The following is a 26,246-nucleotide window of genomic DNA, read 5'->3' on the forward strand; positions in this document are numbered from 1 at the left end:
GTACTTACTTGACCGTGATGTTGGATTGCAGGACCACAACCGCGCGATCCGTGACGGCGGCCGGATCATGGCTACGGGCGACGATGCGGTAGAACGACTCGAGCGTCACGCCACCACCGCCACCGTACTGGTTGGCGTTGGCGCTCTGGTTCTGCTGCAGCTCGTCCGTGCTTTCGCGTTGGCCGAGGTATTGGACGTAGTACTGCGGGCGCCCCGCCGCCAGCGTCTGCGTGGCCGTACCGTTGATCCAGCCCGCCCCGCCGCCGCTGTAGGTGTTGGCCGGCGGAATGGGGCACGCCGTGGCCGGACTGCTGCAGTCCACGCCGATCGTGCTGCCCGCCACGACTGCCGCCCGGACGGCGACCTCCGCCTCGCGCAATGCCGATTCGGCGGACTGGAAGGCCAGGCTGCGGTCATACATGTTGCCGCTCATACGCTCGCGCAGCAGCGTGCCGCGGATGCTCGCCAGCCCGATCAGGGTGATGACGATCAGGATGATCAGGACCACCAGCAGGCTTGCCCCCCCCTGCCGCACCGCGTACCCGCGCACGCGCTTGTTGATGTTCATTGCGCACGACTCCTCAGGGTGACCACGTACTCAAGCTGGCGCGACAACGGCGTGTTGCCCGTCCCCACCGCGCTGTCGCTGTTGACGGTGAAAGTGATCCGTATCGACGTCACGTCCTGCCAGCCCGCCACCGCGCCGGCGCCGACGTAGTCGGTCGTCGCCGGATCCTGCAGAAACGCCAACTGCATGTCGTTGACACCTTCAACCATTTCCTCGCGGGCAGCACCATTGAGCACGCGGAACAACGAACGGCCACCGCGGCCGTTGTCAGCCACGAACCAGCGCACGCCATTGAGCCTGCTGATCACGGAATTGCGCGGGTAGATGTACGCAGGTGCGGACGCGTTGCACGGCGCAGGTAGCACATTGAGGCTGTTGCTGCAGTTGCCACCGTTCGAATGGCTCACGCTGGTCGCACCGGTCGCGCCCGCCCGGAACACCGCCAGCTGCTTGGTATCGCAGACCATCAGCACGTCATTGGCCGCAAACCTGCTGCCGTTGTCGACGGTGAAGGTCGTGCCCGCATGTGCGCTGACATTGGCGATATCCGAGCCGACGAGCAGCAGCTGCAGCGCGTCGGTCCCGGCGGTGGAGCCGGACAGCGAACCATTGTCGTAGCCACGCACCGGCTGCGACCAGGTGCTCCACCAGTTCGTCCCGCCAAGGTCAGCCACATTGGCGACCGGCAGATCGATGTCGCACGGGTTGCCGCCGGCCTCGCGGATGTCCCGGGCCATCATCTCGAATCCGAACTGCATGTTCTCCTGCACCTTGCCCAGCCCATCGGTGGTCCGATACGCCTGCTGGCTGGAGAGGAAGATCATTGCCACCGCACCGAGCACGACCAGGCCGATGATCAGCGAGATCATCAGCTCGATCAGCGTCATGCCGGCCATCCCCGACCGCGACTGCATCTTCTTCATTGCACGTATGCCACTCATAGCCTGACCACCGTCTGCACCTGGCGCTCGGCGCCCCCCTCCACGTTGTCGGCGTTGTCAGCCGCCGCATTACCCTTGCTGCCGCGGGTGTCATCCCATTGCACGGTGACCGTGCATACCTCGGCCGCGCAGGCGATCTGCCCGCAGACGGACTCGTCGTCGTCGGAACCGGCCATGCCGTTCTTCAGCGATTCGATCCAGCGACTCACATCGTTCTGCGCCAGGGTCCCGCCGTCGGGCACCGAGCACTCCATGCCACCGGTGTTGTATGCGCCGGCCAAGGCCTCCTGCCGGTTGGCCCGCATTGCATCGATGACCGAGTAGGAATAGGCGACGACCTGGCTGCGCTCCAGCGAACTCTGCCCGTTCCGCAATGCGGTGGCCTGCATGGCAGCGATGCCCAGCAGGGCCACGCCCAGCACCAGGACCGAAACCATTACCTCGATAAGGCTCACGCCCACCTGCCGACGCTTCGAAGAGCCAATCCGCCCGTGGATTGCTGCGGTTCTCATCTGTGGAGCTCCCGTCTCAAGGACATGCGCCGCCACCATCGACCCGGCTGCTGTTGACGCGTGCGGCCGATGTCAGGGTGACGGTACGTTGGTTGTCCGCCGGGCTACCGGTCGGAATACAAAAGGTGACGGCACTGTTGACGGCCGTGCTGGACAGGCCATCGGGACGGAAGGTGAACCGGGCCACATCGGAACTGACCTCGACCGGCGCCTTTGAGGTGCCCACGTGCAGCACGGTGCTGTCGGACTCGATCACGGTCAGCCAACTGTCCCAGCCCCCGCCACATGTCGCACCATCGGCGCTGCCACATACCGAAACCTGGGCATTGCGCTTGATGGCTTCGCTGCGGGCCAACTGCAGCGAGGCCACCAGATCATTGGACTGTGAGGTCAGACGGTTGGCGTTGATCACCGAACGAAATGACGGCACCGCGATGGCCGCCAGGATCGCGGCAATGGCCACGGTGACGATCAACTCGACCAGGCTGAAGCCCCGCGCGCGCAGGCGCATAGGCCTTCGGCCGGTAGCTTGAAGATTGCTGGGCATATCCTTCCCCATTTGGACGACTTACTCTAATGACCGGCCACGCCCCGCTTCAACGTCTGGGGGACGAACGGGCCGATCCATCGCATGAATGGCAACCCCCACCGCCCCTCCTGGAATCTGGCACGGCATGCCCGCATCCCCTCAGGCAGCACTGAACCCGCTGGACCCCCTCTCGCAGGCCCAGACCATCACCCGGATCATGCTGACCGGCGAGGCGCTGGCCGCCCTGCTGACCCTGTCACAGAGCGCGCGGGTGGACCTGCTGACCTACTTCGGGCTGGCCTCGTTCACCATCCAATGGGTCGCCCTCGCCTCTCTGGCGATGTTGTACCTGGCAAGGCGCCACCTGCTCCGCGTCAGCCCGACACGGATCGCGGCGGTCGCCCTGGCAGCCCTGCTATGCAGCACATGGCTGGTTACCGCATTGGCATGGGCGGTACTGCACGACACCTGGCTGGTACCGGCCGAAGGCTGGCCTGTTTTTGCCGTGAAACTCACCACCCTGGCCCTGCTGGTGGGCCTGCTGGCACTCGTCGCCTTCCACAGCCATTGGCGACTGCGCCAACTCGCGGTCCGCGCCAAACAGGCTGAACTGGAAGCGCTGCAGGCCCGCATCCGCCCCCACTTCCTGTTCAACACGCTCAACACGGGCGCGGCACTCGTCCACCAGCGCCCGGAAGACGCCGAACGGCTGCTGCTGGACCTGGCCGACCTGTTCCGCGCGGCCCTCGCCGGCCCCCGGGCCATCCCGCTCAGCGAGGAAATCGCACTGTCCCGGCGCTACGCCGAGATCGAGGGGTTGCGCTTCGGTGACCGCATGCGCATCCACTGGGATCTCCCCGAACCGCTGCCGGGTCGCGCGGTTCCCACGCTGTCGATCCAGCCCCTGATCGAGAACGCGATACGCCATGGCGTCGAGCCCTCCCCGTCCGGAGGCGACATCCACGTCCGCCTGGACGTGGCCAGGGACATGCTGAGCATCCTGATCGAGAACGACCTGCCGCCCGCCGGCAGCACTGCGGCACGCACGGGCCACAAGCTCGGACTGGAGTCCTCGCGGGCTCGCATCCAGGCCCTGACCGGCGGCCTGGGCGACGTGGCGACGCGCATCGAGAACGGCCGCCACATCACCCTGGTCACGCTGCCGACCTGAAACGACTCAGGCCACCACCTGGTAGCACGGCCGGTAATCACCGGAGATCTTCATGCGGCGCTGCTCCACGAAGGCCCGCAGCAGCGCATCCAGCGCCTGCATCATCTCCGGGTCGCCGTGGATCCTGAATGGGCCGAAGTCCTCGATGCGGCGCATGCTTTCCTCCTTCACGTTGCCGGCCACGATGCCGGAGAACGCGCGCCGCAGGTCGGCGGCCAGGTCCGGCGCCGGCCGGCCCTTGTGCAGGTCCAGCGCGGCCATGGCCTCGTGGGTGGGCACGAACGGCTGCTGGTAGGCCAGCGGGATGTCGACCTGCCAGTTGTAGAAGAACGAATCGCGGTGCGCCAGGCGGAACTCGCGCACCCGCTTGATCCCCTGCGACATCTTGCGCGCCACCGCGACCGGGTCGCCAACGATGATCTCGTAGCGCTCGGCGGCGCGATCGCCCAAGGTCAGGCGGATGAAGCGGTCGATCTGCTCGAAGTACGGCGCCGCGATGGCCGGGCCACTGAGGATCAACGGGAACGGCAGCTCGGCGTTCTCCTCGCGCAGCAGGATGCCCAGCAGGTACAGGATCTCCTCGGCGGTGCCCACGCCACCCGGGAACACGATGATGCCGTGCCCCAGCCGGACGAACGCCTCCAGGCGCTTCTCGATGTCCGGCATGATCACCAGGTGGTTGACGATCGGGTTCGGCGACTCGGCGGCGATGATGCCCGGCTCGGTGATGCCGATGTAGCGGGTGTTGGTACGGCGCTGCTTGGCATGGGCGATGGTGGCGCCCTTCATCGGCCCCTTCATCGCGCCCGGTCCGCAGCCGGTGCAGATGTCCAGCCCGCGCAGGCCCAGCTCGTAGCCGACCTGCTTGGTGTAGATGTACTCGTCGCGGGAGATCGAATGGCCGCCCCAGCAGACCACCAGATTGGGCTCGCTCGGCTGCAGGATGCGCGCATTGCGCAGCACGCCGAACACCGCGTTGGTGATGCCGTCGGTGGTCTCCAGGTCCGAGGCGTACTCCGGCCCCAGCTCGATGGCCATGTAGGCCAGGTCGCGCACCACCGAGAACAGCAGCTCGGCGATGCCGCGGATGATCTCGCCGTCGACGAAGGCCGCCGCCGGCGCGTTGCTCAGGTCGATGCGGACGCCGCGGTCCTGCTGGGTCACCTGGATGTCGAAGTCCGGGTACAGGTCGCGCGCGGCGCGCGGGTCGTCCGAAGCGCTGCCGCTGGTCAGCACCGCCAGCGCGCAGCGGCGCAGCAGCTCGTGCATGCCGCCGCTGGAGGCATCGCGCAGACGCGCCACCTCGGTCCGCGACAGCACGTCCAGCCCGCCACGCGGGTAGATGCGCGCGTCCTGTACCGGCAGCGCCCTCGCTGCCCCTTCACTCTTGGTCATTTCCACTGCTGCTCCTTCTCATTGGCGATCGACTTTAGCGCTGCCCCCATGAAAAGGAAAACGGCCGGGTTGCCCCGGCCGTTTTCGGTTTACATCCGATCAATCAACCGATCAGAACTTGTAGCGGAAGCCCAGCTGCAGCGACCACTGCGAAACACCGGTGTTGAAGCCGTCGGCATCCGCGTTGGCGTAGGCACCTTCGGTGACCGTTGCCGACTGGTTGCCCACGCGGGCAGTGCGGAAGTCGTAGATGTACTTGCCGGTGGCCTGGTCGATGCCGATGAAGTTGGCAACGCCCTGGTCAGCATAGAAGCCGTAGTCGTAGATGCGACCCCACTTCTTGTTCAGCATGTTGCCGATGTTCTGGATGTCCAGCCAGATCTCCGACTTGTGGCCCTTCATGAAGCCCGGCAGCTGCTGGGTGATGCGCACGTCAAAGGTGTTGACGAAGCCGGCACGGCCAGCGTTCTGCGGGGTGACCGAACCTGCATAGCGTGCCAGTTCCGGGTTCGACTCCAGCCACTTGAAGAACGCGTCTTCCATGGCCGCGCCGCCCTTGAACATCACGTCGCCACGGCCCTTCGGCACGTAGAACAGATCGTTGAAGGTACGGCCGTCACCGTTCATGTCGTTGGCGTACACCCAGCTGTAGGCGCGACCGGTACGGCCTTCATAGAACAGGCCAACCTGGGTCTCGTAGTCCGAGAAGAACTTGTGCTTCCAGTTCAGGGCACCGGAGATACGGTCACGGACTTCGTAACGCGAACGGGCCAGGGCGTCTTCGTTGGCCTGGAAGATGTAGTTGTTGTTCCAGTTCGAGGTCGCCACCGACGAGGTGTTGCTCGCCACTTCCTTGGCATCGGTGTAGGTGTAGCCCAGGCTCCAGGCCCAGTCGCTCTGCTCGCTGAACGGCTTGGACAGCGAAGCGGTGAACTGGGCGGTACGGCCCTTGTCGGTGTTGTCCAGCAGCACGGCGTCGCTCGCCCAGCTCGGGCCGGTCGACTTGGAGCCGGAGGTGGTGCCGTAGACGCTCTTCCAGAAGAACTCACGACCATCCGGGGCACCGACGAAGCTCGGGTTCTCCAGTTCCAGGCGCTTGAAGAACAAGCCATCCTTGACCTTGGAGTACAGGAACTCGGCCGAACCCACGATGCCGTACCACGGCAGCTCGTGGTCGAACGCCAGGTTGGCCTTCCACACCGACGGGGTCTTGAAGTCGTCGGAGACGAAGTTCACGACCTGCTGTGCGTCCTTCGAGGTGCCCTTGATCGGGTACTCGGTGGTCTGGCTGTAGTTGATGCCGGTGTTGGCGAAGATGTTGCCCAGCCACACCTGCGGCGATTCACCACGGAACAGGCCAACGCCACCGCGCAGCTGGGTCGGACGATCCGAGTCGAAGGTGTAGTTGAAGCCAACGCGCGGCTGGAACAGGAAGCTGTTGTCGCCGATCGAGGTGTTGTTGTAGCCGAAGTACTCCGACGCCTGCTGGTTGTACTGCGGGCGATGGTTGGTGTCGTACTTGTCGGCACGCAGGCCCAGGGTCAGGGTCAGGTTGTTGTTGACGTACCAGGTGTCCTGCACGAACAGGCCCAGGGTTTCGTACTTGTACTTCGCGGCCAGGCTTTCGGCGCCGCCGGTGGCCGGGTCACGCCAGATGGTCTGGACCGGGGTGTCGTTGCGGAACGCATCGATACCCAAATATTCCAGGTAGCCATCAACGTACGGCGCATAGACGTTGTTGATGTCGTTGCTGCTGAAATCGGCACCAAACTTCACGTCGTGGTCGCCCAGGGTCAGGGTGCCCGCGCCGAAGTAGTTCCAGGTCTTGGTGTACAGCTCGTTGTACTGGGTGTTGCTCTCGGTGCCCAGCCACAGGTACGGGCTGTTGCCGTATTCCTGGCTGCTGTGGATGCCGCCGAAGTCGATCTTGATCGCCGGGGTGCCCTTGGCCGACGGATTACGCACGGCCTGGAAATCACGGTAGCTGACCTTGAACTCGGTCGAGAAGTTGTCCGACCAGTCGCTGAACAGCTGGCCGACGTAGGACTCGATTTCCTTGTCGTGCTGGTACCAGTACGAGCTCACCGAGGCAGCGGTGGTCGAGAAGCCGTTCACGCGCAGCTTGCTCTGCTCCAGCTTGCTGTAGCGGAAGCTGGCGCGGTGGTCGTCGTTGATGTTCCAGTCGAGCTTCAGCGCGTACTCTTCCAGGTCCGTGTCCGAAGCCGAGGAGTAGTCGCCAGCGGAGACGCCATAGCGCTCCTGGAAGATCTTCTGCGCTTCAGCGACGTCGCCGAGGCTGATGGTGCCCTTGCCCAGCGGGCTGCCTTCAACGTCGGCGCCCGGAGCAGCCTGCTCGTACTTTTCGTAGTTGGCGAAGAAGAACAGCTTGTCCTTGACGATCGGGCCGCCGAAGGTGACGCCGTAGGTCTTCTCGTCCTCGAAGCCGTCGAACTTGCCGCCGCCCGGGTTGTCGCCGAACCAGGAGCCATCGCGCATGTAGCCATAGACCGAACCATGGAACTCGTTGGTACCGGACTTGGTCACGGCATCAACCACCGCGCCGGTGGCGCCGGTGATGGTGATGTCGTAGCTGGACATGTCGACGTTGATTGCTTCCAGCGCTTCCATCGAGACCGGCTGGCGCTTGGTCGGCATGTTGTTGCCTTCCAGGCCGAAGGTGTCCGAGGCGTTGACGCCGTCGATGCGCACCGCGTTGTAACGCGGGTTCTGGCCACCGGCCGAGATCGAGCCCGAGGCGCGGTCAACGAAGGCCACGCGCGGATCCAGGCGCATGTAGTCCTGGATGTTGCCGTTCATCGACGGCAGCGCTTCGATGGTCTGGCGGCTCACCGAGGTGCCGGTGCCCATCTTGGTCGCGCTGAACACTTCCGAACCACCGGCAACGGCCATGACCTGCACGGCTTCCAGGGTGGTGGCAGCCATGTCGCCGGTCAGGGCGGCGTTGACGGTGCCGTTCTGGTTCACGCCCAGGTAGATGCCGTCTTCGGTCTTGGTGCCTTCACCGGACTTGGTGATGGTGACGCTGTACGGACCACCCACGCGCAGGCCGCGGGCGTTGTAGCGACCAGCCGCGTCGGTGGTCGCACGGCTGACCGTGCCCGACTCGACGTGGGTGATGGTGACTTCCGCACCAGCGACCGGCTGGCCGGCAGTGTTGGTGACCTGGCCGCCGACGCCGGCGGAGGTGCTCTGTGCGAAAGCCGGAGCAGCCGCGAGGGCGGCAATGAGGCCAAGGGTGAGCTTGGACATCCGGATGCGAGGATGATTCATGGGTAGGTAGCCTCGAAACGAGTTGGCGATTGAAAAAAAACGCGATCCATCAGCCCCGGGGTCAACCGGGCGCCTGATCGGCTTGAATCTGGGGGTCCCTTCCGGAGCGGTTTCAGCCGCAACGGTTAAGATAAGGTTAACACGGTAATGACAGTTTATGACTGCAATAAGACAGTCCTGCGGCAACACGATCGGACAAGAACCGACAAATCAATCGGTTATTGGAGTGACCCGAGGTAGGTGGCCAGGCCATCGAGCAGCATTTGCACGGAAATAGCGACCAACAACATGCCCATCAGCCGCTCCAGGGCGGTCAGCGCGCGGGCACCCAGCAGCTTGTACAGCAGGGTGGCCGACATCAGGATGGCGGCGGTCGCGCCCCAGGCCAGCAGCAGGGCCAGGCTCCAGTCACCCAGCCGGTCGGGCTCGTTGCTGCCCATCAGCATCACCGCCGCCATGCCCGAGGGGCCGGCCACCAACGGGATCGCCATCGGCACGATGAACGGCTCGCCGTCCGGCACCGCCCCCATCAGCCCTTCCGGCTTGGGGAAGATCATGCGGATGCCGATCAAGAACAGCACGATGCCCCCGGCGATGGCCACCGATTCCTGGCGCAGGTGCATCAGTTCCAGCGCGTACTTGCCGCCCCACAGGAAGACCATCAGCACGGCCAGGGCGATCAGCAGCTCGCGCACCAGCACGATGCGCTGGCGACGCGGGGCCAGGGGCTTGAGCAGGCTCAGGAATACCGGGATGTTGCCCAGCGGGTCCAGGATCAGGAACAGCAGCAGGGCCGCCGAGAGGATGGTCACCCGGCCGCGTCCAGCACCTGCCCGCGCCAGGCCGAACCGGCGGCCGACAGCAACGTGACGCAGGCCGCGGCATAGGCCGAAGGATCCTGCGCGGCGGTGTCCTCGCCATGGATAAAGGCCCGCGCGCGCAGCGCGGTCCGCATCGGCCCGGGCTGCACGCCACTGATACGCACCGGGCCATTGCGCAGCTCGTGGTGCAGCGTGTCGATCAGGCCACGCAGGCCGTACTGGGCCACGCCGTAGCCGCCCCAGAATGCCTGCCCTACCCGCGCCGGATCATCCAGGCTGAACACCACCGCCGCGTCGTCACGCTGGCGCAGCAGCGGCAGGCAGGCCTGGGTGAGCCAGGCACGTGCGGTCAGGTTGACGTGGATGGCGCGCGAGAACGCCGCCGGGCTGGCCAGGTCGAACGGGGTCAGCCCCGGGAAGTCCGCCGCGCAGTGCAGCAGCCCGTCCAGGCCGCCCAGCTCCGTGGCCAGCCGCTCGGCCAGTACCGCGAAGTCGTCCGGGGTCGCCCCTTCCAGGTCCAGCGGGTAGAGCAGCGGCTCCGGCCCCAATTGGGCCACCGCGTCGTATACACGATTGAGCTTGGGCAACTTGCGGCCGAGCAGCACCACCGTGGCGCCGGCCGTGGCGCACGCCTTGGCGGCCGCCGCGCCCAGGCCACCGGCCGCGCCGGAAACCAGCACGACCCGCCCCGCCAGGTCCGTTTGCGCCCAACCTTCCGGCTGGGCACTCACGCCTGGCCCGCCTCGGCGACGATGCGCTTGAGCTCGCCGGATTCGAGCAGCTCCAGGATGATGTCGCAGCCGCCGATCAGCTCACCGTGGATGAAGAACTGCGGAAAGGTCGGAAGGTTCGAGAAGCGCGGCAGGTTGGCCCGCACTTCGGGGAACTCCAGCACATTGACCGTGCGCAGGTGCGCGGCACCGGCGGCCATCAGCGCCTGCACGGCGCGGCTGGAAAAGCCGCACATCGGGTACTGCGGCGTACCTTTCATGAACAGGACGAGGGGATGCTGCTCCACCTCTGCCTGGATTTGCTCCATCACCGGCATTCGAATTCTCCTGCTGCGAAAGAACGGCCCGTCCTGGTCGGATAGACTTTCCCGTGGCCACGGATTGTAAGCCGAGCCGACGCATTCCCGGCGCCTTTGCCCTGAAAAGAAATATTCCATGCCCGTCCAACTGCCTGACCTGCCCTACTCCCGCACCGCACTGCAACCGCACATTTCGGCGCAGACGCTGGAACTGCACCATGGCCGCCACCACCAGGCCTACGTGGATGCGGTCAATGCCCGCATCGCCGGCACCGAGATGGACGAGATGCCGCTGGAGGAGATCGTCCGCAACAGCCAGGGGGCGCTGTTCGAGGCGGCGGCACAGGCCTGGAACCACGGCTTCCACTGGCAGTGCCTGCACCCCCGGGCCGGCGAGGAACCGCACGGGGTGCTTGCCGACCGCATCAACCGCCAGTTCGGCGACGTGCAGAAGCTGCGGGAAGAGTTCAACCGTGCGGCAATGGCGGTGTTCGGCTCGGGCTGGGCCTGGCTGGTGCAGCATGCCGATGGCCGGTTGGCGGTCGTCACCACCCGCAACGCCAATACCCCGTTGACCGGCGACAGCACCCCGCTGCTGGTCTGCGACCTGTGGGAACACGCGTATTACACCGATTACCAGAACGACCGCCTGCGCTACCTGCAGGCGTTCTGGAAGCTGGTGAACTGGGACTTCGCGGCCAGCCAGCTGCGCTGATCACCGGCTGGAGCGGTCTCGGCCGTGAGGCCTGTAATGGCTGAGCCCCCACGATCAGGTTTGCCGCGGAGGCCGTCCACGGCCCGGAGAGGTCGAGCCGTCGCCTGTGCAGCATTGGGGTGCGTCGGCTTCGCGGCCGAGGCTGCTCCTGCCGAGGTCAGGTGTCGTGGGCGGCGACCGCATCCAGGACGCGGGCCGAATAGACCATCGCCGCGCCGGCGTTGAGGGCCACCGCCACACCCAGCGCCTCGGCGATCTCCTCGCGGCTGGCGCCCTGCTTCAGGGCTGCATCCACGTGCGTGGTGATGCAGCCGTCGCAGCGGGTGGTGACGGCCACGGCCAGCGCGATCAGTTCGCGGGTCTTGCCGTCGAGGTGGTTGGTCTGGGCGCCGGCACCACTGAGGGTCAGGTAGCCCTTGAGGGTGTCGGGCGAAAGCTTGCCCAATTCGCCGATGCGGCCCTTCAGTTCACGGCGGTACGCATTCCAGTCGAGCATGGTGGTTCTCCGGGGATGGACCCGGAGAACCTTACGCCCGCCCGGCTTACGCCGGCGTTACGCCGCCGTCCCGAAGGGACTGGACCACCGGTGCCACCTGTGCCTGCCGGCCCAATGCGGCCCCGATGCGCTCCAGCGCACCGGCCAGCGCCGCGGTCGAATCCTCGCGCAGGTTGGCGTGGCCGACCTTGCGCCCGTCGCGCGGCTGCTTGCCGTAGTCATGCCAGTGCCCGGCGGGCTCGGCCAGCACCGGCGCCGGGTCGGGCATCCGGCCGATCCAGTTGAGCATGCAGGCATGGCCCAGCACCCGGGTGTCGCCCAACGGCAGGCCGAGCACGGCCCGGACATGGTTCTGGAACTGCGAGGTCTCTGCGCCATCGCTGGTCCAGTGGCCGGAATTGTGCACGCGCGGGGCCATCTCGTTGGCCAGCAGCTCCTCGCCACGACAGAACAGTTCCAGCGCGAACACGCCGACATAGTCCAGCCGCTCGGCGACACGGCGCGCATAGCTGATCGCCGTCTGTTGCTGGGCCGCGGACACGGTGGCCGGCGCCAGGCTGGCCGACAGCACGCCATCCACATGCCAGTTGCCGGTCAACGGCCAGGCACGGAATTCGCCGTCGCGGCCGCGCACCGCCACCACGCTGACCTCGCGATCGAAGGCGACGAAGCCTTCCAGGATCAGGCCGGTCTTGTCCGCCTGCGCGCCCAGCGCCTGCCAGGCGGCATCGATGTCCGCCTCGCTGCGCAGGCGGAACTGACCCTTGCCGTCGTAGCCCAGTCGGCGGGTCTTGAGGATGCATGGCAGGCCGAACTCGGCGACCTTGGCCGCCAGTTGCTCACGGCTGCCAATGTCGGCAAACGGCGGCAGCGGGATGCCCAGTTCCCGGAACAGGGTCTTCTCGCTCAGCCGGTCCTGCGCCACCGCCAGCGCGGCGGGGTTGGGGAACACCGGCTTGCGCTGGGCCAACCAGCGCGCGCTTGCGGCAGGCACGTTCTCGAAATCGAAGGTGACCACGTCCACGCGGCCGGCAAATTCCTCCAGCGCGGCCAGGTCATCGAACGCACCGACCTGCAGCGGCGCCACCTGGCCGGCGCAGGCATCGGCGGCCGGGTCGAACACCACGAAGCGGATGCCCAGCGGCGCAGCTTCCAGCACCATCATGCGGGCCAGCTGCCCGCCCCCCAGAATGCCGACCGTGATCATTGACGCGGATCGTCCGCGGCCATCACGTCGTGGGTCTGGCGCTCGCGGAACGCGTCCAGCGCCGCGCCGATCTGCGGCTGTGCCGGGGCCAGCATGGCCGCGGCGAACAGCGCCGCATTGGACGCCCCCGCATTGCCGATGGCGAAGGTCGCCACCGGGATGCCGGCCGGCATCTGCACGATCGACAGCAACGAGTCCATGCCGTTCAGCGCCTTGGACTGCACCGGCACGCCAAGCACCGGCACGACCGTCTTGGCGGCCAGCATGCCCGGCAGGTGGGCCGCGCCACCGGCACCGGCGATGATCGCGCGCAGGCCGCGCGCTCCGGCCTGTTCGGCATAGCTGAACAGGACATCCGGCGTGCGATGCGCCGAAACAACCTTCACTTCATACGGAACACCCAGGGCATCAAGCTTCTGGGCTGCGTGCTGCATGGTTTCCCAGTCGGAACGGGAACCCATGACGATGCCGACAAGCGGCTCGGAGGGGTTGGGGGTCATTGGCCGTCACCTGCTGCAAAGACGTATTCTAGCCGTCTTCCCCGCAAGACCACGACCTGATGGACCGCAAACTGCTCGACCTGCTCGTCTCCCCCGACACCCGCCAGCCGCTGGCCCAGCTGGAAAGCGCCGGCCTGGATGCCCTGAACCGCGCGATCGGCGCCGGCGGCGTCACCCGGGCCGATGGCAGCGCCCAGGCCCAGCCGCTGCGCGAGGCACTGGTCACCCGCGACCGCAAGCAGGTGTTCCGGGTGGAGGACGGCATCCCGGTGCTGCTGGCCGACGAGGCCATCGCCACCGCCCAGATCACCGACTTCCCGGCCAAGTAATGCTGCCGCATCCGCCGCTTGCCCCGCCGCAGGAACAGATCGACGCCGATGTCGCCCGCGCCCTGGCCGAGGACATCGGCAGTGGCGACGTCACCGCCGCCCTGCTCCCCGACAGCGCCGACATCGCCTACCTGCTGTGCAAGCAGGACGCGGTGATCGCCGGCCGCCCCTGGTTCGACGCCACCCATCGCGCGCTCGACCAGGAGGTGAAGATCCACTGGCGGGTACTGGAAGGCGACCGGGTCAGCGCCGGCACCGTGCTGGCCACGCTGGAAGGCCGCAGCCGCAGCCTGGTCAGCGCCGAGCGCACCTCGCTCAACTTCCTGCAGACGCTGTCCGGGACCGCCACGATCACCGCCCGCCACGTCGAAGCGGTAGCCGGCACCGGCGCGCGCATCCTCGACACCCGCAAGACCCTGCCCGGGCTGCGCCTGGCGCAGAAGTACGCGGTGCGCTGCGGCGGTGGCGACAACCACCGCATCGGCCTGTTCGACACGGTGATGCTCAAGGAAAACCACATCCGCGCCGCCGGCTCGCTGGGCGCGGCGGTGCGCGCCGCCCGGGCGCAGCAACCCACGCTGCCGCTGGTGGTGGAGGTGGAGGACCTGCAGCAGCTGGAGCAGGCCCTGGCCGCCGGCTGCGAACGCATCCTCATCGATGACTTCAGCCCGGCGATGCGCCGCGAGGCGGTGCGCATCGCCGCCGGCCGCATCCCGCTGGAGGTGTCCGGCAGCGTCGACCTGTCCATGCTGCGCTCCATTGCCGAAGATGGCGTGGACTGCATCTCCATCGGCGGGTTGACCAAACACGTGCAGGCGATCGACCTGTCGTTGAAGCTCGGCCCGCCGCCGGCCTGACTCACGCCGCCCACACGGCCTCGCCTGCAACACTGGCTTCCTCCACCCCCACGGAGTTCGATGTGGTCTACCGGTACCTGCTGTGCGGCGTTGCCCTGCTTGCCCCCGCCTTTGCCGCGCACGCGGTGGAGGCCTGTGACATCCCGCCCCGCTTCGGCGTGAGCGAAACCGCCAAGGCGGTGGTGCGCGCGGCCTGCGACGAGCACCGGCTCTGGTACCGCCCCTTCATCGACCGCGATGGCCGCATCGCCAGCCTCGGGGTCACCGAGGCCGAAGCCGAGCACCTGGCCGACAACGGCCTGATCGCCTGGCAGCGCGTGGCCGGCTACTGGCGCGAGAGCGGGACGCTGTCGCCGATGGGGGCCATCCCCGGTGCCACCAGCTGCATGCAGCCGGCCGGCAACCGCTATACCGACAGCGACTGCCGCGCCTTCCTGATCGACAACCCGTGGTCGGCGGCCTTCATCTCCTGGGTGATGACGCGTGCGGGCGTGCCCGGCTTCAACCGTTCACCGCGCCACATCGACTACATCCGCGCGGCCTACCAGGGAGGCGCCAACGCCTCGCCGTACCGGCTGGCCGACCCGGCCAACGAAAAGCCCGGCCCCGGCGACATGCTGTGTTTCCTGCGCGATCGCAGCACGTCACTGAACCATGCGGGGCTGATACAGGCGCTGGGCAGCGGCCGTGCCGGCAACTGGAAGTCCCATTGCGAGGTGGTGATCGGCGCCAATGTCGGCGGTGACCGCACGCTGTACCTGGTCGGTGGTAACGTCGCCAACACCGTGGCGATGCGCAAGCTCACCCTGGACCGCACCGGCATGATCGAGCTGCCCAAGCCGTCACAGGCCGCCGCGGACGCGGTCGTCGAAGCGGGCTGCTCGCCGGGCCATGAAGAAGAATGCAACCTCAACCGCCAGGACTGGGCGGCCTTGTTGAAGCTCACCGCCAACGTGCCGATGCAGGGCCCGACGCCGGTGTTCGACGGCAATGCGCCGCTGCCACCGCCACCGGATGAACCGGTCCCGGCGCCACCAACGCGTTGACCGGGCCAGGCTGCGCCGGGCACGGCGAATCGCCTAAAGTGTCGGCATGCCTACCCTGCTCATCCTGATGATCGTCGGCGCGATCGGTTTCGCGTTCTGGGACCGTTCCCGCGCCGCCGCCGACCGCGCCACCGAACTGGGCCGCAATGCCTGCCGCGCCGCCGACGTGCAATGGCTGGACCAGAGCGTGCATGCCACCGGCATGCGCCCCTGCCGCCTGCCCAATGGCTGGATCGGTTTCGAGCGCAGCTTCCGCTTCGACTATTCCTACGACGGCATTGATCGCCACACCGGGCGCATGGTGCTGCGCGGCGGCCAGCTGGTGTCCTTCACCGGCCCGGCCGCCGCCCAGATCGGGCGCCTGCGGCAGAGCACGGAAGACGCCGAGGACGTTTGAGCGTCCGGGTTGGCGGGCGCCGCTACGGACTGATTCCCTCCCTGCTTCGCGGCCGTGGCCGCTCCTGCCGTCGGCGCCGCCCCTGAGTGCGCGCATCCCTGTGTCTTGGGCCGTGGTCACATCCGCCGCGACGGCGCGTCCTGTTGACCTAGTGACTTCCGGCGCATTGCCGTCAGCCCGACGGCAAACGGAAAGTGTCCTCATCCGTCCATACAGGGGCTTGGTCCATGCTGCAGATCCGCGGTTTGTCGAAAACCTACGCCAATGGCGTCCATGCACTGAAGAACATCGACCTGGACATCCCGCGCGGCATGTTCGGCCTGCTCGGCCCCAACGGCGCCGGCAAGTCGTCGTTGATGCGTACGCTGTCCACCCTGCAGGAGGTCGACAGCGGCAGCGCCACGCTGACCACCGCCGATGGCACCCGGATCGACGTGCTCAAGGACAAGGACGCTCTGCGCCGCCGGCTGGGTTACCTGCCGCAGGACTTCGGTGTCTACCCCAAGGTCAGCGCACTCGACCTGCTGGATCATTTCGCCGTGCTCAAGGGCCTGACCGCGCGCAGGCAACGCAAGGAAGTGGTCGAGGGCCTGCTCCAGCAGGTCAACCTGTGGGACGCGCGCAAGCGCAAGCTCGGCACCTATTCGGGCGGCATGCGCCAGCGCTTCGGCATCGCCCAGGCACTGCTCGGCGACCCGCAGCTGGTGATCGTCGATGAACCCACCGCCGGCCTTGACCCGGAGGAGCGCAACCGTTTCCTCAACCTGCTGGCCGAGATCGGCGAGAACGTGGTGGTGATCCTGTCCACGCACATCGTCGAGGACGTGACCGACCTGTGCCCGAACATGGCCATCATGAACAAGGGTCAGGTACTGCTGACCGGCCGGCCGGTCGATGCGATCGGCGCGCTGCAGGCCCAGGTCTGGCGCAAGCAGGTCGGCAAGGCCGAGCTGGCCGACTACGAATCCCGTTTCACCGTGCTGTCCACGCGCCTGGTGGGTGGCCACCCGGTGATCCACGTGTTCAGCGCCACCCAGCCGGACCAGGGCTTCGTGCCCGTCGAGCCCGGGCTTGAGGACGTCTACTTCCAGCGCCTGCGCCTGCAGGCGCTGGCCGCCTGACGGAGACGGCCCATGACCCTGAACTTCCTGCGCTTCGAGCTGCGCGAGCAGCTCCGTTCCCCGCTGTTGTGGCTGCTGGCATTGTTCCTGGCGCTGATGGCCTTCGCCGCGGCCTCCAGCGATGCGGTCCAGATCGGCGGCGGCATCGGCAACGTGCATCGCAATGCGCCGTCGGTGATCACCTCGCTGATGACCGCCTTCACCCTGCTTGGCCTGCTGGTCACCACCTTGTTCGTCAGCAACGCGCTGCTGCGTGACTTCGAGCTGGGCACGGCCGAGCTGGTGTTCTCCAGCCCGATCAAGCGCCGCGACTACCTGCTCGGCCGCCTCGGCGCGGCGCTGCTGGCCTGCCTGGTGATGTACGTCATCGTCGCCGCCGGCCTGTTCATCGCGCAGTTCATGCCGTGGATCGACGCCGCGCGGCTCGGCCCGGTGTCACTGCAGCCCTACCTGTGGGCATTCGTGGTGATGGTGCTGCCCAACGTGCTGTTCACCACCGCGCTGCTGTCGCTGCTGGCGGCCACCACCCGCAGCATCCTGTGGGTGTACATCGGCGTGATCGTGTTCTTCGTGCTGTATGGCGTCAGCCGCGTGATCCTGGCCGACATCGACAACCAGCAGATCTCCGCCCTGCTCGACCCGCTGGGCATCCGCGCGATCAACCTCGTCACGCGCTACTGGTCGGCCGAGGAACGCAACACCGCCGTGCCGGCGCTGGCCGGGTTCCTGCTGCAGAACCGCCTGTTGTGGCTGGCGATCAGTGCCGCCTTGTTTGCCGCCACCTTCGCCCTGTTCCGCACCCAGCGTGCCGGCACCGGCCGCGCCAGCCGCCGCCAGCGCGGCAGGCAGGATACCGCGCCGGCAGCAGTTGCACGCCCGGCCGCCACCGCGCCGCGGGTGACGCCGACGTTCGCCACCGCCACCCACCTGCGCCAGCTGCTGCGCCAGGTCCGCTTCGACACCTTCGGCATCTTCCGCAGCATTCCCTTCATCGTGCTGCTGTTGCTGGGCCTGGCCAACTTCATCCCGTCGTCGCTGTTCCGCCAGAACATGTACGGCACGCCGACCTGGCCGGTCACCTCGCAGATGCTGGAGGCGCTGCAGGGCAGCTACAGCTGGCTGCTGGTGCTGATCGTGCTGTTCTACGCCGGCGAGCTGGTGTGGAAGGAACGCACCGCGCGCATCGCCGGCATCACCGATGCCACGCCGGTCCCGAACTGGGTGCCGCTGGCGGGCAAGTTCCTGGCGCTGGTGGCCGTGGTGCTGAGCTTCCAGGCCATTGGCGGTGCGGCTTCGGTGCTGGTGCAGCTGTCCAAGGGTTACACCCACATCGAACCGCTGCTGTACGTGAAGACCCTGCTGCTGAACTCCACCGTGTTCGTGCTGATGGGCGGGCTGGCGCTGGTGCTGCAGGTATTGAGCAACAACAAGTTCCTCGGTTATGCACTGCTGATCCTGGTGCTGATCGGGCAATCGGTGCTGGGGCTGCTGGACTACGCGCAGGACATCTACAACTACGCCAGCGCGCCGAATGCGCCCTATTCGGACATGAACGGTTACGGCCACTTCCTGACCGCGCAGTTCGCCTTCCAGGGCTATTGGGCCCTGTTCCTGGGGGTGCTGTTGCTGCTGTGCGCGGCCCTGTGGGTGCGTGGCGTGGACGGCGGCCTGCGCACCCGCCTGCGGCTGGCACGCCAGCGCCTGCACGGCGGCCTGGGGGTTGCACTGGCCCTGGCCGTGCTGGCCTTCGTCGGCTGCGGCGGCTGGCTGTACTGGAACACCAACATCCGCAACGAGTACCTCTCGCCCGATGCCGAACTGGACCGTCTGGCGTACTACGAGAAGACCTACCGCCAGTTCAAGGACCTGCCGCAGCCGCGCATCATCGCCGTGGACAACACCGTCGACCTGCACCCGGAAACCCAGTCGGTGCGCATCGACGGCCACTACCGTGTGCGCAACACGCATGCCGTGGCGATCCCGCAGCTGCACATCTCCATCGCCGACGACAAGACGCTGACCGCACTGGACCTGGGCGCCGCCAGGCTGGACAAGAATGACGCCGACGTCGGCTATCGCATCTACACGCTGGATACGCCGATGCAACCCGGCGAGGAACGCGACATCCGCTTCACCGTCGACATCCACCCGGACGGCATCCCCGCCGGCCAGGCCCAGACCCGGATCGTCGACAACGGCAGCTTCTTCAACAGCGGCATCCTGCCGGGCTTCGGCTACAACGCCGGCGCCGAGATCGATGACCGCAACGAGCGTCGCAAGCGTGGCCTGGGCGAGCCCACGCGCATGCCCAAGCTGGAGGACGAGGCGGCACGCGCCAACACCTACATTTCCAACGACGCCGACTGGCTGGACTTCCGCAGCACCGTCTGCACCGCGCCGGACCAGATCGCGCTGGCCCCGGGCTACCTGCAGCAGGAGTACACCCGCGACGGCAGGCGCTGCTTCGACTACGCCATGGACCGGCCGATGCTGAACTTCTACGCCTACCTGTCGGCACGCTGGGCGGTGCGGAAGGCGGCCTACAAGGACATCCCGATCGAGATCTACTACGACCCCAAGCATCCCTACAACGTGGACCGGATGATCGAGGGCGTGCAGAAGTCGCTGGCCTACTACGAGGCCAACTTCAGCCCGTACCAGCACAAGCAGGTGCGCATCCTGGAGTTCCCGGGCTACCAGTCATTCGCGCAGAGCTTCGCCAACACCATCCCGTACTCGGAATCGATCGGCTTCATCGCCGACCTGCGCAAGCCGGACAACATCGACTACGTGTTCTACGTGACCGCGCATGAAGTCGCCCACCAGTGGTGGGCGCACCAGGTGATCGGTGCCAACGTGCAGGGCGCGACCGTGCTGTCCGAGTCGCTGTCGCAGTATTCGGCGCTGATGGTGATGGAGAAGGAGTATGGCCGCGCGCACATGCGCCAGTTCCTGAAGACCGAGCTGGACCGCTACCTGTCCGGCCGCGGCGGCGAGGACGTGGAGGAACTGCCGCTGTACCGGGTGGAGAACCAGCAGTACATCCACTATCGCAAGGGTTCGGTGGTGTTCTACCGCCTGCGCGAGGAGATCGGCGAGGAGGCATTGAACCGCGCGCTGCACCGCTTCCTGCAGGCCAAGGCCTTCCAGCAACCGCCGTACACCACCTCGGCCGAACTGCTGGAATTCATCCGCGCCGAGGCCAAGCCGGAGCAGCAGGCATTGATCACCGACCTGTTCGAGAAGATCAGCTTCTACGACAACCGGGTGGTCGAGGCCACCGCGAGCAAGCGCACCGACGGGCGCTACGACGTGACCCTGCAGCTGCACGCCGACAAGCGCTACGCCGATGGGCTGGGCAAGGAAACGGCCGGCACGCTGGACGACTGGATCGAGGTCGGCGTGTTCGCCAGCGGCGCCTCGGGCAAGGAGCGCGACGAGAAGGTGCTGTACCTGCAGCGCCACCACATCACTGCCGGTAATCCGACCCTCACCGTGACCGTGGACCAGAAACCGGACGAAGCCGGGTTTGACCCCTACAACAAGCTGATCGACCGGGTTTCGGCCGACAACCGGAAGCGGATCAGCCTGCGATGAGACAAGAGCCCGCAGCGCCGCGTGATCTGCTGCGCTGCGGATTCCGTACGGCGGCGAATGCGGGTACATTCGGCACCGTACCGGCGCCGCCGGAAGCCGAAACACACCCTGGGAGGGGATACATGCGCACCACCTTCAAAACCCTGTTGCTGGCCCTGCCGCTGCTGGCCGCCGGCTTCTCCGCCAGCGCCTCGGACAGTGCCGCCGGCCGCTGGCGGACCATCGACGACGAAACCGGCCGGGTGAAGTCCATCGTCGAGATCACCCAGGCCGCCAACGGCACCCTGAGCGGCCGCGTGCTGCAGGTGCTGCAGTCCGCCCAGGGCCCGAACCCGGTCTGCAGCAAGTGCGAAGGCACCAACAAGGACAAGCCGATCCAGGGCATGACCATCCTCTGGAACCTGCGCCCGGACGGCACCAACAAGTGGGCCAACGGCACCATCCTGGACCCGGCCAAGGGCAAGACCTACAGCTCCAAGGTCGCCCTGATCGAGAACGGCAGCAAGCTGGAAGTGTCCGGCTGCATCGCCTTCATCTGCCGCTCGCAGACCTGGCTGCGCGACCAGTAATCCGCTGTGAAGCCCCTCTTCCGTCGGGAGAGGGGTTGGGGAGAGGGTGCGTCCGCCCATCCCTCACCCTCATCCGCCCCTTCGGGGCACCTTCTCCCGCTGGGAGAAGGAAACACAGCCAGCCCCGGGCCTTCCCGGGGCTGGCTGTTTTCCGACATGCGATAATCCCGCGTTCCCCTGCACCAAATGATGGCCATGACCCGTACCGCGCTCGTCACCAATGCCCTGCCCTATGCCAACGGCCCGCTCCACCTGGGCCACCTGGTCGGCTACATCCAGGCCGATATCTGGGTGCGCGCCCGCCGCTTGATGGGCGAGAAGGTCTGGTACGTCTGCGCCGACGACACCCATGGCACGCCGATCATGCTGGCCGCCGAGAAGGCCGGGGTGAGCCCGGAAACCTTCATCGCCAACATCCAGGCCGGCCATGAGCGCGACTTCGCTGCCTTCGGCGTGGATTTCGATCACTACGACTCGACCAACTCGGCCGCCAACCGCGAGCTGACCGAGGCGCTGTACACCCGGCTCGACGCCGCCGGCCACATCAGCCGTCGCTCGGTGGCCCAGTTCTATGACCCGGCCAAGGGCATGTTCCTGCCGGACCGCTACATCAAGGGCACCTGCCCGAAGTGCAAGTCCCCGGACCAGTACGGCGACAACTGCGAGGTCTGCGGCGCCACCTACGGCCCGACCGACCTGATCGACCCCAAGTCGGTGGTGTCCGGCGCTACCCCGGAGATCCGCGATTCGGAGCATTACTTCTTCGAAGTGGGCCGCTTCCAGGACTTCCTGCGCCAGTGGCTGGCCGGTGACGTCGCCCTGCCGGGCGTGAAGGCCAAGCTGTCCGAGTGGCTGGACGCCGAGGGCGGCCTGCGCGCCTGGGACATCTCCCGCGACGCGCCCTACTTCGGGTTCGAGATCCCCGGCGCGCCGGGCAAGTACTTCTACGTGTGGCTGGACGCACCGATCGGCTACCTGTCCAGCTTCAGGAACCTGTGCGCCAAGACCGGCGACGACTTCGATGCCGTGCTGGCCGCCGACAGCAGCACCGAGCTGCACCACTTCATCGGCAAGGACATCGTCAACTTCCACGGCCTGTTCTGGCCGTCGGTGCTGCACGGCACCCGCCTGCGCGCGCCGACCCGCCTGCATGTCAATGGCTACCTGACCGTGGACGGCGCCAAGATGAGCAAGTCGCGCGGCACCTTCGTGATGGCCCGCACCTACCTGGACGCGGGACTGGCGCCGGAAGCGCTGCGCTATTACTTCGCCGCCAAGTCCTCCGGCGGCGTGGACGACCTGGACCTGAACCTGGCCGACTTCACCGCCCGCGTGAATGCCGACCTGGTCGGCAAGTTCGTCAACCTGGCCAGCCGCTGCGCCGGTTTCATCTCCAAGCGCTTCGACGGCCGGCTGGCCGACGCGCTGCCCGACCCGGCCCAGTACAACCGTTTCGTGGCCGCGCTGGCCGCGGTACGCGAAGCGTACGAGCGCAACGACCCGGCCGCGGCGATCCGCCTGACCATGGCGCTGGCCGATGAAGCCAACAAGTACATCGACGACACCAAGCCATGGGTGATCGCCAAGCAGGAAGGTGCCGACGCCGAACTGCAGGCGGTCTGTACCCAGGGCCTGAACCTGTTCCGCGTGCTGGTTGCCGCGCTCAAGCCGGTGCTGCCGGCCACAGCGCTGCAGGCCGAGGGCTTCCTCAATGCACCGATGACCGGCTGGGACGATATCGCCGCCCCGCTCACCGCCCACACCATCGCGCCCTACGTGGCGCTGTTCACCCGTATCGACCCCAAGATGATCGACGCAATGACCGACGCCTCCAAGGACACCCTGACCTCCCAGCCCGCCGCCGAGGCCAAGCCGGCCAAGGCCGAGAAGCCCGCCAAGGTGGAAGCCAAAGCCGAGCCCAAGGCTGATGGCGAGGCGACCGCCTACATCGGCATCGACGATTTCGCCAAGCTCGACCTGCGCATCGGCAAGGTCATCGAGTGCGGCTTCGTCGAGGGCTCGGACAAGCTGCTGCGCTTCCTGCTCGATGCCGGCGACCTCGGCCAGCGCCAGATCTTCTCCGGCATCCGCGGCAGCTACGCCGAGCCGGAAACGCTGGTCGGCCGCAACGTGGTGTTCATCGCCAACCTGGCCCCGCGCAAGATGCGCTTCGGCCTGAGCGAAGGCATGATCCTGTCGGCCGGCTTCGACGGCGGCGCCCTGGCGCTGCTCGATGCCGACGGCGGCGCCCTGCCGGGCATGCCGGTGCGTTGATGCAGTGGGCGCGCCTTGGCGCGCCCTTCTCCCGGAGCGGACCATGCAACTGGCCCTGTTCGATTTCGACCACACCATCACCACCCAGGACACCTACAGCCGGTTCCTGCAGCGGGTGGCCACGCCGGAACAACGTGCGCAGGCGTGGTGGCGGATCGGCCCCTGGGTGCTGGCCTACCGGTTGAAGCTGATCTCGGCCGAGCGCATCCGCCGCCGCGTCACCACGCAGGTGTTCACCGGCCGCCATGCCGGCGAGGTCAGCCAGCTTGCGCGCGACTACGCACGCGAGCACCTGGCGGGCATGATGCGTCCGGAGATGCTGGAACAGATCCAGTGGCACAAGGCGCAGGGGCATACCGTCGTGGTCGTGTCCGGCTCGCTCGACCTGTACCTGCGCCACTGGTGCGAGCAGATGGGCCTGCAGATGATCTGCAACACCCTCGAAGTGCAGGACAACCGCCTCACCGGCCGCTATGCCGGCGGCGACTGTGGTCCGCGCAAGGTGGCCCTGATCCGCAAGCGTTTCGACCTGGGCACCTACCAGCGCATCCACGCCTACGGCGACAGCCGCGAAGACAAGCCCATGCTGGCGCTGGCGCACGAGCGCTGGTATCGCGGCAAACCGGTTTCCTGATCGCTGCCCCTCCTTTCCGCGCAGCCCGACGCCACGCATGCCAGACATCTCCGACATTTCCCTGGTCGAGCGCCTCGACCGCCTGCTGCCGCAGACCCAGTGCGGCCAGTGCGGCTTTGACGGCTGCCACCCCTACGCCGAGGCGATGGCCCGCGGCGAGGCCGGCGTGGATCACTGCCCCCCCGGCGGCGACGCCGGCGCACGCGCCCTGGCGCATGTACTGGGCGTGGCCGCCGTGCCATTCGACCGCAGCCGTGGCGAACACAAGCCCGCGCAGGTCGCCGTCATCGTCGAGGCCGACTGCATCGGCTGCACCAAGTGCATCCAGGCCTGCCCGGTGGATGCCATCGTCGGCGGCGCCAAGTACATGCATACCGTGCTGGCTGACCTGTGCACCGGCTGCGAGTTGTGCATTCCACCGTGCCCGGTGGATTGCATCGAGCTCCGCCCGCTCCCGTAGGAGCGGGCCTCGGTCGCGAAGCCATTGAACGCCCGGATTGCGGGCATCGCCTTCGGCTTCATTGGCGGGCAAAGCCCGCTCCTAGGGTGACGGCGGCACCATGTATTGCCGGCCAAACCGCCGGCAATCGGCGATCAATGCCTCCACGTCGCTACGCATGACAGCGCGCGTACCCAATGGAAAGCTACCGTCCTCGACGACGTCGCTGCGCAGGTCGGTCACCGGCGAGAACGAGGCCGATTCGGCATCCTCCTCTGCCACGCCGGCCGGGTCCCCGCCCTGCCACCGGATCAGCGATTGCGCGTTGTCCCACAGCAGCACCGTTTCCAGTGTCCCGCTCTTCAAGCGGTAGCCCACCGCGCAGAACCGGTTGGGAACGCTGCGATCACCGTGGCGGCGCACGGTGTTGCGCAGCTCCGCCTCGAGCTGCATGAACTGCGGGTATGCCAGCGGATCGATCCGCTCCTGCGGCGGATGCGCGTAGATCATCGACGGTATCGATGCGCGTGCGGTGGACGCCGCCCGCGCGGGCATCCCCATTCCCAGCAACAGGCTGGCAGTCACGACAGACAACAGGCAACGCTTCATTCCCTTTCCCGTTACCAAGGCGGCGACCATGTCGCCGTTGCCCCGGATGCTTCACGCAGCCGGGGCGGCCAGCCTGCGCCTTACGGCACCACGGCAGTGATGACGATCTCGATCTTCCATTCCGGATTGGCCAGCTTGGCCTGCACGGTCGCACGCGCCGGGGTGGCACCGGCCGGCACCCACTTGTCCCAGGCCTGGTTCATGCCGGCGAAGTCGGCCATGTCGGCCAGGAAGATCTCCGCACGCAGGATGTGGGTCTTGTCGGTGGGCGCCAGCCGCAGCAGGTCGTCGATGGCCTGCAGCACCTGCTCGGTCTGGCCGACGATGTCGGCGCTGGTGTCTTCCGGCACCTGGCCGGCGAGATAGGCCACGCCGTGGTGGACGGTCATTTCCGACATGCGCGGGCCGGTATCGAAGCGTTCGATCATGGGGAGGTATCCCTGTTGTGGAGGTGTGCCCCATTGTGACCCGATCCGTCGGTTTCAGCTGTGCCTTTGTGCAGGCGCCGCCACAACGCCCAGCCCACCCAGAACAGCCAGCCCACCACCAGCGCGATCACCAGCTTCTGGCCCAGCCCGCGCGGGCTGCCACGCCAGAGCACGTGCAGCCACAGCGCGATGAAGGCCAGCCATGCCCAGCCCCAGGCCAGGGCGTACTGCGCACGCCAGCGCGGATCACGGCCAAAACACCACGCCTGGACCAGCATCGCCACGCTCGCGCACAGGAATGCGGTCTGCGCGGCCAGGCCGTGCACCAGCGGTGCCAGCAACGGTGCGTAGCCGGGCAGCCAACTGTCACCGATCGCCACCACCGCCAGCCCCAGGCCGGCCATGCCGAACAAGCCCACCGGCAAGCCGCGGCGCCCTGGTCCCGGCCGCATCTGCGCATGCAGGCCAATCGCCAGCAGCGTGATCGCCACCGCCAGCAGGCAGTACGCGGCCCGCAGGAGCACCCCGTAAGGCCCATGCAGGTACAGGCTCAGGGTCGCCCGCACCCAGTCCAGGTCGGCGCGCTCGAACTGCAGCCACATCGCGCAGCCACTGAACCCCAGCAGGGCCGCCAATACCAGCAGCACCGCGCCGCGTTGTCGGCGGACCGATGTCAGCGCCGTGTCCTGCATGCTGTTCTCCCTCCCGCCATGGCAAGCGCCGAGTCTAAGGCGCCGGCCGTCGACACGCGCGGCTGAAGGCCACTGCAA

General features: G+C 67.1%; 27 protein-coding genes. 12 read left to right on the forward strand and 15 right to left on the reverse strand.

The annotated features are described in order from the left end of the window. Positions 1-4 precede the first annotated feature (4 nt). From AC06FE_RS02020 to AC06FE_RS02035, 4 genes are read right to left on the reverse strand one after another with little or no spacing between them, the layout of a single operon-like run. Entirely contained in the window at positions 5-568 is a 564-nt protein-coding gene (locus tag AC06FE_RS02020; RefSeq protein ID WP_478072100.1) for a pilus assembly PilX family protein, read from the reverse strand. Next, complete coding sequence (locus tag AC06FE_RS02025) at positions 565-1,491, reverse strand: prepilin-type N-terminal cleavage/methylation domain-containing protein (RefSeq protein WP_478072101.1); 927 nt, start codon at positions 1,489-1,491, stop codon at positions 565-567. The genes AC06FE_RS02020 and AC06FE_RS02025 overlap by 4 nt, the downstream gene beginning before the upstream one ends. Positions 1,492-1,505: 14 nt before the next feature. Further along, positions 1,506-2,060, reverse strand: a complete 555-nt coding sequence (gene pilV, locus AC06FE_RS02030) for a type IV pilus modification protein PilV (RefSeq protein WP_478072102.1) — start codon at positions 2,058-2,060, stop codon at positions 1,506-1,508. Beyond that, positions 2,038-2,532 (reverse strand): GspH/FimT family pseudopilin, encoded by a 495-nt coding sequence (locus tag AC06FE_RS02035; protein WP_313251371.1) that lies wholly within the window; start codon positions 2,530-2,532, stop codon positions 2,038-2,040. The genes pilV and AC06FE_RS02035 overlap by 23 nt, the downstream gene beginning before the upstream one ends. Positions 2,533-2,695: 163 nt before the next feature. Between AC06FE_RS02035 and AC06FE_RS02040 the strand changes: the two genes are divergently transcribed. Further along, complete coding sequence (locus AC06FE_RS02040; protein WP_478072103.1) at positions 2,696-3,721, forward strand: sensor histidine kinase; 1,026 nt, start codon at positions 2,696-2,698, stop codon at positions 3,719-3,721. Between the two features lie 6 nt (positions 3,722-3,727). Here the strand turns inward: AC06FE_RS02040 and ppnN are convergent, their stop codons facing one another. The 5 genes from ppnN to grxD form a co-directional block, all read right to left on the reverse strand. Next, entirely contained in the window at positions 3,728-5,116 is a 1,389-nt protein-coding gene (ppnN, locus tag AC06FE_RS02045) for a nucleotide 5'-monophosphate nucleosidase PpnN (RefSeq protein WP_192288043.1), read from the reverse strand. A gap of 111 nt (positions 5,117-5,227) precedes the next feature. Continuing rightward, complete coding sequence (locus tag AC06FE_RS02050; protein ID WP_478072104.1) at positions 5,228-8,386, reverse strand: TonB-dependent receptor; 3,159 nt, start codon at positions 8,384-8,386, stop codon at positions 5,228-5,230. Between the two features lie 239 nt (positions 8,387-8,625). Next, positions 8,626-9,219 (reverse strand): YhgN family NAAT transporter, encoded by a 594-nt coding sequence (locus AC06FE_RS02055; RefSeq protein WP_478072105.1) that lies wholly within the window; start codon positions 9,217-9,219, stop codon positions 8,626-8,628. After that, positions 9,216-9,959, reverse strand: a complete 744-nt coding sequence (locus tag AC06FE_RS02060) for an SDR family NAD(P)-dependent oxidoreductase (protein WP_192288041.1) — start codon at positions 9,957-9,959, stop codon at positions 9,216-9,218. Before AC06FE_RS02060 ends, AC06FE_RS02055 begins: the two co-directional genes overlap by 4 nt. Then, on the reverse strand, positions 9,956-10,276 hold the full coding sequence (grxD, locus tag AC06FE_RS02065; RefSeq protein ID WP_132862689.1) for a Grx4 family monothiol glutaredoxin: 321 nt from the start codon (positions 10,274-10,276) through the stop codon (positions 9,956-9,958). The genes AC06FE_RS02060 and grxD overlap by 4 nt, the downstream gene beginning before the upstream one ends. 118 nt (positions 10,277-10,394) lie before the next feature. On the opposite strand from grxD, the gene AC06FE_RS02070 reads away from it, so the two are divergent. Further along, entirely contained in the window at positions 10,395-10,973 is a 579-nt protein-coding gene (locus AC06FE_RS02070) for a superoxide dismutase (protein WP_132862688.1), read from the forward strand. A gap of 157 nt (positions 10,974-11,130) precedes the next feature. Here the strand turns inward: AC06FE_RS02070 and AC06FE_RS02075 are convergent, their stop codons facing one another. Genes AC06FE_RS02075 through purE form a run of 3 tightly spaced genes read right to left on the reverse strand, consistent with a single transcriptional unit; the run spans position 11,131 to position 13,176 of the window. After that, positions 11,131-11,469 carry a carboxymuconolactone decarboxylase family protein gene (locus AC06FE_RS02075; protein WP_132862687.1) on the reverse strand — a complete coding sequence of 113 codons (339 nt, stop codon included), beginning with the start codon at positions 11,467-11,469 and terminating at the stop codon, positions 11,131-11,133. Positions 11,470-11,515: 46 nt separating this feature from the next. Further along, positions 11,516-12,676 (reverse strand): 5-(carboxyamino)imidazole ribonucleotide synthase, encoded by a 1,161-nt coding sequence (locus AC06FE_RS02080; RefSeq protein WP_192288039.1) that lies wholly within the window; start codon positions 12,674-12,676, stop codon positions 11,516-11,518. Then, complete coding sequence (gene purE / locus AC06FE_RS02085; protein WP_192288038.1) at positions 12,673-13,176, reverse strand: 5-(carboxyamino)imidazole ribonucleotide mutase; 504 nt, start codon at positions 13,174-13,176, stop codon at positions 12,673-12,675. Before purE ends, AC06FE_RS02080 begins: the two co-directional genes overlap by 4 nt. Before the next feature lie 59 nt (positions 13,177-13,235). Here purE and AC06FE_RS02090 point away from each other — a divergent pair, with 59 nt between their 5' ends. The 10 genes from AC06FE_RS02090 to rnfB all read left to right on the forward strand — a co-directional run bounded on the left by AC06FE_RS02090 (position 13,236) and on the right by rnfB (position 24,460). Then, on the forward strand, positions 13,236-13,505 hold the full coding sequence (locus AC06FE_RS02090; protein ID WP_132862684.1) for a Trm112 family protein: 270 nt from the start codon (positions 13,236-13,238) through the stop codon (positions 13,503-13,505). Beyond that, a complete protein-coding gene (nadC, locus tag AC06FE_RS02095; protein WP_192288037.1) occupies positions 13,505-14,362 on the forward strand; it encodes a carboxylating nicotinate-nucleotide diphosphorylase in 858 nt (285 codons plus the stop codon). Before AC06FE_RS02090 ends, nadC begins: the two co-directional genes overlap by 1 nt. Positions 14,363-14,424: 62 nt before the next feature. Next, positions 14,425-15,408 (forward strand): DUF2272 domain-containing protein, encoded by a 984-nt coding sequence (locus AC06FE_RS02100; RefSeq protein WP_318639554.1) that lies wholly within the window; start codon positions 14,425-14,427, stop codon positions 15,406-15,408. Between the two features lie 46 nt (positions 15,409-15,454). Continuing rightward, the gene (locus AC06FE_RS02105) at positions 15,455-15,805 is read left to right on the forward strand and encodes a DUF3301 domain-containing protein (RefSeq protein WP_132862681.1); all 351 of its coding nucleotides are present in this window, start codon (positions 15,455-15,457) and stop codon (positions 15,803-15,805) included. Between the two features lie 227 nt (positions 15,806-16,032). After that, positions 16,033-16,926, forward strand: a complete 894-nt coding sequence (locus AC06FE_RS02110; protein WP_192288036.1) for an ABC transporter ATP-binding protein — start codon at positions 16,033-16,035, stop codon at positions 16,924-16,926. Positions 16,927-16,938: 12 nt separating this feature from the next. Next, complete coding sequence (locus AC06FE_RS02115; RefSeq protein ID WP_478072106.1) at positions 16,939-20,523, forward strand: M1 family aminopeptidase; 3,585 nt, start codon at positions 16,939-16,941, stop codon at positions 20,521-20,523. A gap of 122 nt (positions 20,524-20,645) precedes the next feature. Then, positions 20,646-21,092, forward strand: a complete 447-nt coding sequence (locus AC06FE_RS02120) for a DUF2147 domain-containing protein (protein ID WP_192288034.1) — start codon at positions 20,646-20,648, stop codon at positions 21,090-21,092. A 195-nt stretch (positions 21,093-21,287) separates the two neighbouring features. Beyond that, positions 21,288-23,366: a methionine--tRNA ligase gene (gene metG, locus AC06FE_RS02125; protein ID WP_478072107.1), complete on the forward strand. Its 2,079-nt coding sequence runs from the start codon at positions 21,288-21,290 to the stop codon at positions 23,364-23,366. 43 nt (positions 23,367-23,409) lie between these two features. Further along, the gene (locus tag AC06FE_RS02130; protein ID WP_478072108.1) at positions 23,410-24,000 is read left to right on the forward strand and encodes an HAD family hydrolase; all 591 of its coding nucleotides are present in this window, start codon (positions 23,410-23,412) and stop codon (positions 23,998-24,000) included. Positions 24,001-24,037: 37 nt separating this feature from the next. Continuing rightward, the gene (rnfB, locus tag AC06FE_RS02135; RefSeq protein ID WP_478072109.1) at positions 24,038-24,460 is read left to right on the forward strand and encodes an Rnf electron transport complex subunit RnfB; all 423 of its coding nucleotides are present in this window, start codon (positions 24,038-24,040) and stop codon (positions 24,458-24,460) included. 81 nt (positions 24,461-24,541) lie between these two features. On the opposite strand, the gene AC06FE_RS02140 is transcribed toward rnfB, so the two are convergent. From AC06FE_RS02140 to AC06FE_RS02150, 3 genes are all read right to left on the reverse strand, one after another. After that, positions 24,542-25,048, reverse strand: coding sequence for a hypothetical protein (locus tag AC06FE_RS02140; protein ID WP_478072110.1), 507 nt, complete (start codon positions 25,046-25,048; stop codon positions 24,542-24,544). Between the two features lie 80 nt (positions 25,049-25,128). Continuing rightward, positions 25,129-25,476 carry a RidA family protein gene (locus tag AC06FE_RS02145; RefSeq protein ID WP_192288031.1) on the reverse strand — a complete coding sequence of 116 codons (348 nt, stop codon included), beginning with the start codon at positions 25,474-25,476 and terminating at the stop codon, positions 25,129-25,131. Then, positions 25,473-26,168, reverse strand: a complete 696-nt coding sequence (locus AC06FE_RS02150; protein ID WP_478072111.1) for a DUF998 domain-containing protein — start codon at positions 26,166-26,168, stop codon at positions 25,473-25,475. The genes AC06FE_RS02145 and AC06FE_RS02150 overlap by 4 nt, the downstream gene beginning before the upstream one ends. Positions 26,169-26,246: the final 78 nt, after the last annotated feature.

The organism is Stenotrophomonas sp. Steno-C18 (assembly GCF_056393195.1).